Raw genomic sequence first — 12133 nt, 5'->3', positions numbered from 1 at the left:
GGGATTGGCACGACGCTTGCTCTTAATGGGCTGCGGGCGAGGAACTGCCAGATGCTCCGCCCTTTCGAGGAGCAAAAGCCCCGCACCTGAGCTGTTGGCGACGGCGCTCGTTGGGCGTTTCGATCACTGGCGAAAGAATACGCTTCCGGCCGTCGGGCCGGGTGCGACACGTACGGACTACGAAGGAGACTTGCAATGGCATTGCGCCAAATCGCATTCTACGGAAAGGGCGGTATCGGTAAATCGACTACCTCCCAAAACACGCTCGCGGCGCTCGCCGAGATGGGGAACAAGATCCTCATCGTCGGTTGCGATCCGAAAGCTGACTCGACCCGCCTTATCCTCCACGCAAAGGCGCAGGACACCATCCTGAGCCTTGCGGCTGAGCACGGCTCTGTCGAGGATCTCGAACTCGAAGACGTGATGAAGATCGGCTATCGCAACATCAAGTGCACCGAGTCGGGCGGCCCGGAGCCGGGAGTTGGCTGCGCCGGTCGTGGCGTTATCACCGCCATCAACTTCCTCGAAGAGAACGGCGCTTACGACGACGTGGACTACGTCTCCTACGACGTGCTCGGCGACGTGGTGTGCGGCGGCTTCGCGATGCCCATTCGCGAAAACAAGGCGCAGGAAATCTACATCGTCATGTCGGGCGAGATGATGGCCATGTACGCGGCCAACAACATCTCGAAGGGCATTCTGAAGTACGCCAACGCCGGCGGCGTGCGGTTGGGCGGCCTCGTCTGCAACGAGCGCAAGACCGACAAGGAGTTCGAGCTTGCTTCGTCCCTCGCAGAGAAGCTCGGCACCAAGCTCATCCACTTCGTGCCGCGCGACAACATCGTGCAGCACGCCGAACTGCGCCGCATGACCGTGATCGAGTATGCGCCGGACTCCACGCAGGCCGGTCACTACCGCACCCTCGCCACCAAGGTCCATGCGAACGCGGGTAACGGGGCCATCCCGACCCCGATCACCATGGACGAGCTTGAAGACCTGCTCATGGAACACGGCATCCTGGAACAGGTCGACGAGTCGATCGTCGGCAAGACGGCTGCGGAACTCGCGGCGTAACTCTCGGGCCGCAAGGCCCATTCGCTAAGCGTCCCCGTCAGCCCTTGCCAGAGGGCTGACGGCGGTAACGCAAAACCCAGTTTGAAAGGCTAGCGGCATGAGCCTGGGACTCGCAGAAACAGAAGATCTGAAGGCAAGAAACAAGGCACTTGTTGAAGAAGTGCTGAAGGTTTACCCGGACAAGACGGCAAAGCGTCGTGCAAAGCATCTTGGTGTTTACCAGGACGGCAAGCCCGACTGCGGCGTGAAGTCCAACATCAAGTCGATCCCCGGCGTCATGACGATCCGCGGCTGCGCTTACGCAGGCTCGAAGGGCGTGGTCTGGGGTCCGATCAAGGACATGGTTCACATCAGCCACGGCCCGGTGGGCTGCGGTCAATATTCCTGGGGTTCGCGCCGCAACTACTACGTCGGCACGACCGGCATCGACAGCTTCGGCACGATGCAGTTCACCTCGGACTTCCAGGAAAACGACATCGTCTTCGGCGGCGACAAGAAGCTCGCCAAGCTGATGGACGAAGTTCAGGAGCTTTTCCCGCTCAATAAGGGCCTGTCGGTTCAGTCCGAATGTCCGATCGGTCTGATCGGCGACGACATCGAAGCCGTCTCGAAGAAGAAGTCGAAGGAATATGGCGGCAAGCCGATCGTTCCTGTCCGCTGCGAAGGTTTCCGCGGCGTGTCGCAGTCGCTCGGTCACCATATCGCGAACGACGCGGTTCGGGACTGGGTCTTCGACAAGGCGGAAGGCAAGCCGGCGCGTTTCGAAGCGACGGAATACGACATCGCCATCCTCGCCGACTACAACATCGGCGGCGACGCCTGGGCCTCGCGCATTCTGCTTGAGGAAATGGGCCTTCGCGTTGTTGCGCAGTGGTCGGGCGACGGCACGATTGCCGAGCTGGAAGCCACGCCCCGTGCGAAGCTGAACGTGCTGCACTGCTACCGTTCGATGAACTATGTGGCGCGCCACATGGAAGAGAAGTACGGGGTGCCGTGGGTCGAATACAACTTCTTTGGCCCGACGAAGATCGTGGAGTCGCTGCGCAAGATCGCCGCTCAGTTCGACGACAAGATCAAGGAAAACGCCGAGAAGGTCATCGCGAAGTACCAGCCGCTCATGGATGCGGTCATCGCGAAGTATCGCCCGCGCCTCGAAGGCAAGAAGGTGATGCTGTACGTCGGCGGCCTTCGTCCTCGCCACGTGATCGGCGCTTACGAAGATCTCGGCATGGAAGTTGTCGGCACGGGCTACGAGTTCGCGCACAACGACGACTACCAGCGTACGACGCACTACATCAAGGACGGCACGCTCGTTTACGACGACGTCACCGCCTACGAGCTTGAGAAGTTCGTCGAAGCGATCAAGCCGGACCTCGTCGGCTCGGGCATCAAGGAAAAGTACGTCTTCCAGAAGATGGGCATTCCCTTCCGCCAGATGCACTCGTGGGACTACTCGGGCCCGTATCACGGCTACGACGGCTTCGCGATCTTCGCTCGCGACATGGACATGGCGATCAACTCGCCGGTCTGGAACCTGACGAAGGCGCCGTTCTAAACCGGAACGATACCGCACACAAACACGCGAAAGCGGTCCGCCCTCCGTTGAGGGCGGAGACCGCGAACGAAAGCGGCTTGCCCGCGAGCTGAAAGTTTCAAGGATCACACAATGGTTCAGAATGCAGAAAACGTCGTTGACCATTTCCAACTATTCCGGGGTCCGGAATACCGGGAAATGTTCAAGAACAAGCGCGACAAGTTTGAAAACGGCACTCCCGAAGAGGAAGTGAATCGCGTTGCCGAATGGACGAAGACGGTTGAATACCAGGAGAAGAACTTCGCTCGCGAAGCGCTGACGATCAACCCGGCGAAGGCTTGCCAGCCTCTCGGCGCGGTGTTCGCGGCGGTCGGCTTCGAAGGCACGCTTCCCTTCGTCCATGGCTCGCAGGGCTGCGTGGCTTACTATCGCTCGCACTTCTCGCGTCACTTCAAGGAGCCGACTTCTGCGGTTTCCTCGTCGATGACGGAAGACGCGGCGGTGTTCGGCGGTCTCACCAACATGGTGGACGGCCTCGCCAACGCCTACAACATGTACAAGCCGAAGATGATCGCCGTTTCCACCACCTGCATGGCGGAAGTCATCGGCGACGACCTGAACGCCTTCATCAAGACCTCGCGCGAGAAGGGCTCGATCCCGCAGGACTACGATGTGACGTTCGCTCATACGCCCGCGTTCGTCGGCAGCCACATCACCGGCTACGACAACACCATGAAGGGCGTGGTCGAATATTTCTGGGGCGGCAAGGCCGGTCTCGCGCCGAAGCTTGAGCGCACCCCGAACAACTCGATCAACTTCTTCGGCGGCTTCGACGGCTACACGGTCGGCAACCTGCGCGAAATCAAGCGCATCTTCGACCTGATCGGCGCCGAGTACACCATCATCGGCGACAACTCCGACGTCTGGGATACCCCGGCCGATGGCGAGTTCCGCATGTATGACGGCGGCACGAAGCTCGAAGACGTCGCCAAGGCTGTGAACGCCAAAGCCACGATCTCGATGCAGGAATTCTCCACGGAGAAGACGCTCGACTACATCAAGACGTGGGGCCAGGAGACGGTTGCGCTCAACCATCCGCTTGGCGTTGCCGGCACCGACAAGTTCCTTCAGGAAGTGTCGCGCCTCACCGGCAAGCCGATCCCGGACGCGCTGAAGAAGGAGCGCGGCCGCCTCGTCGACGCGATCGCGGACAGCCACAACCACATCCACGGCAAGAAGTTCGCGATCTACGGCGATCCGGACCTCTGCCTCGGCCTCGCGGCGTTCCTGCTCGAACTCGGCGCGGAGCCGACCACGATCCTGTCGACCAACGGCGGCAAGACGTGGGAAAAGAAGGTTCGCGAACTCCTCGCCTCCTCGCCCTTCGGCAAGGATTGCGAAGTTTACGCGGGCAAGGATCTCTGGCACCTGCGTTCGCTGCTCTTCACGCGCCCGGTAGATTTCCTCATCGGAAACACCTACGGCAAGTATCTTGAGCGCGACACCGGCACGCCGCTGATCCGCATCGGCTTCCCGATCTTCGACCGCCACCATCTGCACCGCTATCCGGTGTGGGGCTATCAGGGCGCGCTGAACGTTCTCGTCTGGATCCTCGACAAGGTCTTCAGCGAAATGGACGCTCACTCGAACGTGGCTGGCAAGACCGACATCAGCTACGACATCATCCGCTAAAGACAGCGATGGCCCGCTTCTCGCGGGCCATCGTCCCAAGGCGATCCCAGGGAGGCGGCAAGCGGTTTTCCCGTTCGGGGTTGCGCCAGACCAATCGCAGTTCTTCGGCCCGCAGCCCGCGGAGGTTTGTGCATGAGCACAGTGGCGAACAAGATCCAGGACGTTTTCAACGAACCGGGTTGCGAGATCAATCAGGCCAAGGGCGCGAAGGAACGCAAGAAGGGTTGTTCAAAGGCATTGCAGCCCGGCGGAGCCGCCGGCGGTTGCGCCTTCGACGGTGCGAAGATCGCGCTTCAGCCCATTACCGACGTCGCCCACCTCGTGCACGGCCCTATCGCCTGCGAGGGAAATTCCTGGGACAACAGACATTCCTCCTCGTCCGGCTCCAAGCTCTACCGCATGAGCTTCACCACCGACATGAGCGAGCAGGATGTGATTTTCGGCGGCGAAAAGCGCCTCTGGAAATCCATCAAGGAAATCGTCGACAAATACGCTCCGCCCGCCGTCTTCGTCTATCAGACCTGCGTGCCCGCCATGATCGGCGACGACATCGACGCAGTCTGCAAGAAGGCGAGCGAGAAATTCAGCACGCCGTGCATTCCGGTGCAGGCTCCCGGCTTCGTCGGCTCCAAGAGCCTCGGCAACAAGCTCGGCGGCGAGGCTTTGCTCGACCACGTGATCGGCACGCAGGAGCCGGATTACACGACGCCCTACGACATCAATATTATCGGCGAATACAATCTCGTCGGCGAGCTGTGGCAAGTGAAGCCGCTTCTCGACGAACTCGGCATCCGCATCCTCGCCAGCATCTCCGGCGACGCGAAATATCATGAGGTCGCCCGCTCGCACCGCGCCAAGGCTGCGATGATGGTGTGCAGCCGCGCCATGATCAACGTCGCTCGCAAGATGGAAGAGCGCTACGGCATCCCGTTCTTCGAGGGATCGTTCTATGGCATCGGCGACATGAGCGACACCCTCCGTCAGATGGCGGCGCTTCTCGTGAAGCAGGGCGCGCCGGACGACATCATCGCCCGCACCGAAGCCGTGATCGAGCGCGAGGAAAAGAAGGCTTGGGCCGCGATTGCGACCTTCCGCGAGCGCCTTCTCGGCAAGCGCGTTCTCCTCATCACGGGCGGTGTCAAGAGCTGGTCGATGGTCGCCGCGCTTCAGGAAGGCGGCATGGAAATCGCCGGCACAAGCGTCAAGAAGTCCACGAAAGAGGACAAGGACAAGATCAAGGAGATCATGGGCCAGGACGCGCACATGATCGAAGACATGAAGCCGCGCGAAATGTACGCGATGCTGAAGAGTGCGAAAGCCGACATCATGCTGTCTGGCGGACGCTCGCAGTTCGTCGCGCTGAAGGCGAAGATGCCGTGGCTCGACATCAATCAGGAACGCCACTACGCCTATGCGGGGTATGTCGGCATGGTGGAACTCGTCCGCCAGATCGACAAGGCGCTGTCGAATCCCGTCTGGCAGCAGGTCCGCACCGCCGCGCCGTGGGACGAGGTGAGCTGGGAAGAACGCGCCGACGAGGCGAACGCCGCCGATGCCGCCGCCCTCGCGGCCGACGCCGAGGCGAAGGCCAAGGCCGACCGCGCGAAAATCCTCTGCAACTGCAGCGGCGTCGAAACAGGCTTCGTCGAGGACATCATCCGCGCAAACAAGCTGACTCGCGCCGAGGATGTGGCCGGCTATGTGAAAATCGGCACCGGATGCAAATCCTGCGCGCCGCATCTCGACGCGCTTCTCGAACGCATCAACGGCACCGATGTCGTCCCCGCAAACTCCAACAAGGCTGCGTGAGGACATCATGGCGCGCATCGAACTCTCGAAGAAAGCGTGTTCGGTCAACCCGCTAAAGATGAGCCAGCCCATCGGCGGCGCGCTCGCCTTTCTCGGCCTAAACAAGTGCATGCCGCTGCTGCACGGCAGCCAGGGCTGCACCTCCTTCGGTCTGGTGCTGTTCGTCCGCCATTTCCGGGAGGCGATTCCGATGCAGACGACCGCCATGAGCGAGGTTTCGACCGTGCTCGGCGGCTTCGAGAATGTGGAACAGGCGATCCTGACGATCGCCAATCGCACCAAACCGGAGGTCATCGGCATCTGCTCGACGGGCGTCACCGAGGTCAAGGGCGACGATGTCGACGGCTTCCTGAAGCTCGTGCGGCAGAACCACCCCGAACTCGACCATGTCAAGCTTGTCTACGTTTCGACGCCCGACTTCGAAGGCGCGCTTGAGGACGGCTGGCGCAAGGCCGTCACGCGCATGGTGGAGCAGCTCGTCGACACGCCGCCACCAGGCGCCGCGCGCGAGCCGAACCGCGTGAACATCCTGCCCGGTTCGCATCTGACGCCGGGCGACCTCGATGAGTTGCGCGATATCTGCGAGGCGTTCGGCCTCGAACCCACCTTCCTGCCCGACCTGTCCGGCTCGCTCGACGGCCATATGCCGGAAGACTTCACGCCGACCACAATCGGCGGCGCGAGCGTGAACGACATCGCGGGCATGGGCCGCGCCGCGTTCACCATCGCCATCGGCGAGCAGATGCGCGAGGCCGCCGTCGCGCTCGAAGCGAAGACGGGCGTGCCGTTCCGCGTCTTCGACCGCCTCACCGGGCTGGCGCCGAACGACGCGCTCATGGCGCTTTTGATGAAGATCAGCGGCCGCCCCGCCCCGAACAAGATCAAGCGGCAGCGCTCCCAGCTTCTCGACGCCATGCTCGACGGACATTTTTCCTTCGGCGGCAAGACCATCGCGGTCGGCGCGGAGCCGGACCTGCTTTACGGCATCACGAGCTTCCTGACCGAGATGGGCGCAACCGTCGGCGCGGCGGTTACCTCGACACAGTCGCCGATCCTTCACAAGGTGCCGGTTGAGGAAGTGCTCGTCGGCGACCTTGAGGATTTCGAACACCGCGCGAAGGGCATGGACCTTCTCGTAACCCACAGCCACGGGCGGCAAGCTTCCGAGCGCTTGCGTATCCCGCTGTTCCGCTACGGCCTGCCGACATTCGACCGGCTCGGCGCAGCGCATCGCGTCTCGGTCGGCTATCGCGGCACGCGTTCGCTGATCTTCGATATCGGGAACGTCTTCATGAGCGAACTTCACGAAGCGACGCCCGACACCTGGGCTGATAATTTGGCATCGCACCGCGAGGGTAGCCATGATGATACGCAGACTGCGGCTCATTAATCCCGATGCGAGCGAAGAAAAGACGATCAAGGAAAGGCCGGGCGCTATGAAAGTCGCTTTTGCAACCCAAGACCTGAAGCGCGTGGATTCGCATTTCGGGTGGTCGCCGAACATAGCGGTCTACGAGATTTCCGCCGAGGATTCGAATCTCGTCGAAGTGTTCGTGTTCGAGCCGACCGGGCAGGACGGCAATGACGACAAGCTCGCGCCGAAGATCGAGGCGATCAAGGACTGCGCGATCCTCTACGTCACATCGATTGGCGGCTCCGGTGCGGCACGCGCGGTACAGGCGGGCCTGCACCCGATCAAGCTCCCCCAGCCGGAACCCATCGAAGATCTCATCGCCAAGCTTCAGACCGTTCTGAAGGGCAACCCGCCCCCGTGGCTCCGCAAGGCGCTGCTCAAGGGCAAGGAACGCAAGCTCGATTTCGAAGACGAGGAGGAAGCGGTTCATGGCTGACGCAGAGACGGTCGAAAAGGATCTCACGAAGTCGGTGTTTTTCACCGAGCTGGTGAAACAATGGCGCGCCCAAGACTCTTACGGCGCATGGGACAAGAAGACCGACCTCGAACTGCTTGAGCCGTACATCCTAGACAAGGAAAAACGCAAGCAGATCCCTATCATGGGCGATCCCGACCCGGAGACGATCTGGCGGCTCGAAATTTTCTATAACGCCGTGGGTCTCTCGATCGAACGTGCAACCGGCATCATGGTCTCGCCGATCATGAAGATGCATCACGAGGGCTTCGGCCGCATGGTGCTGACAGCGGGCCGCCTTGTGGTCGTGAACAAGCACCTGCGCGATGTGCACCGCTTCGGCTTCGACAGCTACGAGAAGCTCGTATCGGATGGCGAGAAGCTCGTCGCGTCCGCCATCGAGATGATCGAAAAGTTCCCCGAAGTGGCGAAGTATTGAGGAGACACGGCATGAGCTCTATCGAGGAGTTGAAAGCGGAGATCAAGAAGCTGTCGCCGAAAGCTACGCAGGCGAAGATGGACCTGCACGACCTTTCGGAAGATCTGCCGACCAACTGGGAAAACATCTTGGACGTGGCGCAAAAGGCGTATGACGCCTATGCGCTCCTTGAGAAGAAGCGCGCGGAGCTGAAGCAGCTCGAAGCGGCGTAAGCGACAATGAGGAAGCGGGCGCGTACCGCCCGCTTCAAGCCGCAAGGCAATCATCGGACAGATATGGCGCAAGGCCGGGCAGCAAGCCGGTCCTGCGACTTGTCACGTCCGAAAAAAGATTTAGAGCGCCTCTAATTCCAGTTCCAGTGCAGTGAGTTTTACATCTGATCCGCCGCCGCTGAGGGCGCCGTCATCAAATGCAAGACTGGAAACTGCAATGGAATCAACAAGTTGCCAGTGCTCTCAAGGCGCATAGGTTTGATTGAGAGCGGGCAGCAACGTGGACCAAACGAATGCGCCGGAGCACGAGCAGGCGCGACGCAGACATCTCTAGACTGAAGGAAAAGGGCAGATGGCAAACTTGACACGCGACGGCCGCGAGTGGGAGCCGAACTTTCTCATCGAAATCAATCCTGAAACCTGTATCGGCTGCGGCCGCTGCTTCAAGGTTTGCGACCGCGATGTCATGACCCTGAAAGGCGTAACCGACGAAGGCGAACTCGTCTCCCTCGACGGCGATGATGACGACGACGACGATGAATTCGAGCGCAAGATCATGGTCCTCTCGGATGCCGGCAACTGCATCGGATGCAGCGCATGCCATCGCGTCTGCCCGCGCGCCTGCCAGACCTTCTCCACGACCCCGCCTGCCCTTTGATCCGCGGCCGGGCGGCGGCACGCGTGTCAACCGTCCGGCACATTCTCGCGATCAGGCATGCTCCTTGCATTTATCCGAACAGGCCGCGGCGCGTCGTCTTCACGACAAAACCGCAGATCGAAGCGAGGAGTGCTCGCGAAATCGCGGGTAAATCGACGATGTCAGTGCAGAACTCTCCCGAAGGTTTCACCATTTCTTCCGCAGGGAATGTTTATTCCATGCTGATGGAGGCGAAAGCTCCGGGCACCGATGCCTTCGATGCGCATGTGATTGCCTGTATTCTTGCAATGTCCTTTGCCGAAGCGAAAGCGGAGCACATTCCGCTGGTCGATGCCGTCGGCCTCGAAGCGGACCAACTGACCGACCTTGTCGAAACATGCTTCCCGGATGCGCTCGCTTGGCTCAGCCGCGACATTGGTCGGCGTGACATCGCGCGGAGCGCCGATGAAGCCTGTCTCCTCGATCTCCTGAAGAGCGGCGCTGGCAGGCAAACCGTCTTCGCGCACCGCCTCGCCGCGCTCGTGGCGCGCCGCGCGCAGCGCCCGAACCACCTCTGGCAGGATCTCGGCCTTCGCCATCGTGGCGATCTTTCCGAACTGATGAAACGCCATTTCGCGCCGCTCGCCCGCCGCAACAGCCACGACATGAAGTGGAAGAAGTTCCTCTATCGCATGATCTGCGCGGACGCCGCCTTTTCGCTTTGCACCGCGCCGAGCTGCGCGGAGTGCGGCGACTTCGAAACTTGCTTCGGCGACGAGACGGGCGAGTCGCTCCTTGCGCGCGGGCGTCGCGCCGCCGATCTGCATGGCAGCCGTTCCGCCGCTTGATTTGGACACGGGCACTTACGACTTTAGTCTAAGTGCGTCATGCTCCCGATACGGTTCTCGTGTAGAGTGTGTTCGACGCACATTGCGCTGGACAACTCGAACGGAACGGAAACTCAATGAGAATTGCCTTCTTCAGCGAACATGCTTTCCAGACCCCTTTCCTGATCGAAGCAAATCGGGAGTACGGGCACGAACTCGTGTTCTTCAAGGAGCAGCTCTCGCGTCGGACGGCGCAGCTCGCCGCCGGTTTCCCCGCCGTTTGCCCCTTCGTCACCGACAGGCTTGACGCCGAAACGCTGCAAATCCTTGCGGACGGCGGCACAAAGCTTATCGCGTTGCGCTCGGCGGGCTTCAACAACGTCGATCTCGAAGCGGTGGAAAGGCTTGGGCTCTGCGTCATGCGCGTTCCGGCCTATGCGCCGACCGCCATCGCCGAGCATGCCGTGGCGCTGATGCTCGCCCTCAACCGCCGCATCAACCATGCCTACAACCGCGTGCGCGAGGGCAATTTCTCGCTCGACCATCTCGTCGGCTTCAATATGGAAGGCCGCACTGTCGGCATCGTGGGCACCGGCAAGATCGGCGAGTCGCTCGCGCGCATCATGCACGGTTTCGGCTGCAAGATCCTCGGCTACGACATCTATCAGAACCCGGCTTGCATCGCTCTCGGCATGAAATATGTCGACCTCCCGACATTGCTTTCGGAATCCGACATCGTCTCGTTGCACTGCCCGCTGACGCCTGAAACGAAGCACCTCATCAATGAGGAGACGCTAAAGCTCATGAAGCCGGGCTCCATGCTGATCAACACCGCGCGCGGTGGCCTGGTGAACGCGGAAGCGGTGATCGAGGCGCTGAAGCGCAAAGACGGTCTCGCCTATGTCGGCATGGACGTCTATGAACGCGAGGAGGGGCTGTTCTTCTCGGACCACTCCGGGAGCATCATTCAGGACGACGTGTTCGAGCGGCTGACCACCTTCCGCAACGTGATCGTTACAGGCCATCAGGCGTTCCTCACGCGCGAGGCTCTGTCTGAAATCGCCCACACCACCCTCGGCAATGTGGCCGATTACGAGCGCGGCACACCGAACCCGAAGAACGTGTTGAGCGCGGGCACGAAAGGCCCCGGCGGCCCCCTGCATCAGAGCCCGCGCGAATAGAAAGTTGGCGGGCAAGGGCGCGCGCGTGACGCGCCCTAACCCCCGATGCGCGGCTGCGAGCGATTGCGGAAGAACAATGTCAGCGCCATGCCGACGAAGAACCCGCCGATATGCGCCATGTAGGCGACGCCGCCTTGCTCGCCCGATTTGCCGAGTTCGCCCGCGAAGCTGAGCAGTTGCAGCCCGATCCAGAAGCCGATGGCGATGATCGAAGGCACCAGGATGACGCCCGGCTGCGTCAGGAGTCGCACGCGCCCGCCCGGAAACATCATCACATAGGCTCCGAGCACGCCGGCGATGGCGCCCGACGCGCCGAGGTTCGGCACGCTGGAGCCCGGGATCAGAAACGCCTGCGCCGCCATCGCCGCGACGCCCGACAGCACGTAGAAGATGAGAAACGGCACATGGCCGAAATTGTCTTCGACATTGTCGCCGAAGGTCCAGAGATAGACCATGTTGCCGATCAGGTGCATCCAGCCGCCATGCATGAACATGGAGGTGAGAACGGTAACGCCCTCGGAAAGCGGCGCGGCGAAGAATTCCTTCGGGATGAACGCCCATTGCGTGATGAAAGGCTCGCCACGGCTCAGTTCGAGGCCGAAAACGGCGATGTTGATCAGGATCAGCGCATAGGTCACGAATGGCGTCGAGGCGTCGCCGGTTTCGTCGTCCCCGATTGGAAAAACCATGAGTGTTCACATCTGAAACGCACTTTGGCCGCTGCGCCGATCATACACGAATTGCCGGCACGCGAGAATTTGCCGAAGGGTGTCAGTTGCAGGCGTTTCGGATGACCGGCGCCACAACGCTTCTCCGTTTTGCCATCCTCATGACGGCGTCGGGAGACACTATTTGCCGCC

The 12133-nt window shown here is 61.2% G+C and carries 12 protein-coding genes; 11 read left to right on the top strand and 1 reads right to left on the bottom strand.

Features of this window, described 5'->3' with window-relative positions:
- Positions 1-195: 195 nt before the first annotated feature.
- From nifH to QM659_RS09255, 11 genes are all read left to right on the top strand, one after another.
- Complete coding sequence (nifH, locus tag QM659_RS09305; RefSeq protein ID WP_127077089.1) at positions 196-1074, top strand: nitrogenase iron protein; 879 nt, start codon at positions 196-198, stop codon at positions 1072-1074.
- A 97-nt stretch (positions 1075-1171) separates the two neighbouring features.
- Entirely contained in the window at positions 1172-2629 is a 1458-nt protein-coding gene (nifD, locus tag QM659_RS09300; RefSeq protein WP_303484076.1) for a nitrogenase molybdenum-iron protein alpha chain, read from the top strand.
- A gap of 111 nt (positions 2630-2740) precedes the next feature.
- On the top strand, positions 2741-4300 hold the full coding sequence (gene nifK / locus QM659_RS09295; RefSeq protein ID WP_415188204.1) for a nitrogenase molybdenum-iron protein subunit beta: 1560 nt from the start codon (positions 2741-2743) through the stop codon (positions 4298-4300).
- 132 nt (positions 4301-4432) lie between these two features.
- Positions 4433-6109, top strand: coding sequence for a nitrogenase iron-molybdenum cofactor biosynthesis protein NifE (gene nifE, locus QM659_RS09290; RefSeq protein WP_415188203.1), 1677 nt, complete (start codon positions 4433-4435; stop codon positions 6107-6109).
- A gap of 7 nt (positions 6110-6116) precedes the next feature.
- A complete protein-coding gene (gene nifN / locus QM659_RS09285; RefSeq protein WP_415188202.1) occupies positions 6117-7499 on the top strand; it encodes a nitrogenase iron-molybdenum cofactor biosynthesis protein NifN in 1383 nt (460 codons plus the stop codon).
- A 46-nt stretch (positions 7500-7545) separates the two neighbouring features.
- A complete protein-coding gene (gene nifX / locus QM659_RS09280) occupies positions 7546-7959 on the top strand; it encodes a nitrogen fixation protein NifX (protein WP_127077237.1) in 414 nt (137 codons plus the stop codon).
- Entirely contained in the window at positions 7952-8416 is a 465-nt protein-coding gene (locus QM659_RS09275; protein WP_127077094.1) for a NifX-associated nitrogen fixation protein, read from the top strand. The genes nifX and QM659_RS09275 overlap by 8 nt, the downstream gene beginning before the upstream one ends.
- Before the next feature lie 11 nt (positions 8417-8427).
- Positions 8428-8628 (top strand): CCE_0567 family metalloprotein, encoded by a 201-nt coding sequence (locus QM659_RS09270; protein ID WP_127077095.1) that lies wholly within the window; start codon positions 8428-8430, stop codon positions 8626-8628.
- A 352-nt stretch (positions 8629-8980) separates the two neighbouring features.
- The gene (fdxB, locus tag QM659_RS09265) at positions 8981-9286 is read left to right on the top strand and encodes a ferredoxin III, nif-specific (protein ID WP_127077096.1); all 306 of its coding nucleotides are present in this window, start codon (positions 8981-8983) and stop codon (positions 9284-9286) included.
- Between the two features lie 158 nt (positions 9287-9444).
- Entirely contained in the window at positions 9445-10113 is a 669-nt protein-coding gene (locus QM659_RS09260; protein WP_415188201.1) for a nitrogen fixation protein NifQ, read from the top strand.
- Between the two features lie 116 nt (positions 10114-10229).
- The gene (locus tag QM659_RS09255; RefSeq protein WP_415188200.1) at positions 10230-11273 is read left to right on the top strand and encodes a 2-hydroxyacid dehydrogenase; all 1044 of its coding nucleotides are present in this window, start codon (positions 10230-10232) and stop codon (positions 11271-11273) included.
- Between the two features lie 35 nt (positions 11274-11308).
- Here the strand turns inward: QM659_RS09255 and QM659_RS09250 are convergent, their stop codons facing one another.
- Positions 11309-11962, bottom strand: coding sequence for a rhomboid family intramembrane serine protease (locus QM659_RS09250; RefSeq protein WP_415188199.1), 654 nt, complete (start codon positions 11960-11962; stop codon positions 11309-11311).
- Positions 11963-12133 lie beyond the last annotated feature (171 nt).

This window comes from Rhodomicrobium sp., from assembly GCF_047605405.1.
Lineage (GTDB): Bacteria > Pseudomonadota > Alphaproteobacteria > Rhizobiales > Rhodomicrobiaceae > Rhodomicrobium > Rhodomicrobium lacus.
The sequence above is the reverse complement of the archived record's forward strand: the minus strand, read 5'-3'. Positions and strand labels throughout refer to the sequence as shown.

Coding starts and splice junctions, on each gene's coding strand:
- QM659_RS09250 (WP_415188199.1), bottom strand. CDS start 11,962: ATGGTTTTTCCAATCGGGGACGACGAAACCGGCGACGCCTCGACGCCA.
- QM659_RS09270 (WP_127077095.1), top strand. CDS start 8,428: ATGAGCTCTATCGAGGAGTTGAAAGCGGAGATCAAGAAGCTGTCGCCG.
- nifK (WP_415188204.1), top strand. CDS start 2,741: ATGGTTCAGAATGCAGAAAACGTCGTTGACCATTTCCAACTATTCCGG.
- QM659_RS09255 (WP_415188200.1), top strand. CDS start 10,230: ATGAGAATTGCCTTCTTCAGCGAACATGCTTTCCAGACCCCTTTCCTG.
- QM659_RS09260 (WP_415188201.1), top strand. CDS start 9,445: ATGTCAGTGCAGAACTCTCCCGAAGGTTTCACCATTTCTTCCGCAGGG.
- nifH (WP_127077089.1), top strand. CDS start 196: ATGGCATTGCGCCAAATCGCATTCTACGGAAAGGGCGGTATCGGTAAA.
- fdxB (WP_127077096.1), top strand. CDS start 8,981: ATGGCAAACTTGACACGCGACGGCCGCGAGTGGGAGCCGAACTTTCTC.
- nifN (WP_415188202.1), top strand. CDS start 6,117: ATGGCGCGCATCGAACTCTCGAAGAAAGCGTGTTCGGTCAACCCGCTA.
- QM659_RS09275 (WP_127077094.1), top strand. CDS start 7,952: ATGGCTGACGCAGAGACGGTCGAAAAGGATCTCACGAAGTCGGTGTTT.
- nifE (WP_415188203.1), top strand. CDS start 4,433: ATGAGCACAGTGGCGAACAAGATCCAGGACGTTTTCAACGAACCGGGT.
- nifX (WP_127077237.1), top strand. CDS start 7,546: ATGAAAGTCGCTTTTGCAACCCAAGACCTGAAGCGCGTGGATTCGCAT.
- nifD (WP_303484076.1), top strand. CDS start 1,172: ATGAGCCTGGGACTCGCAGAAACAGAAGATCTGAAGGCAAGAAACAAG.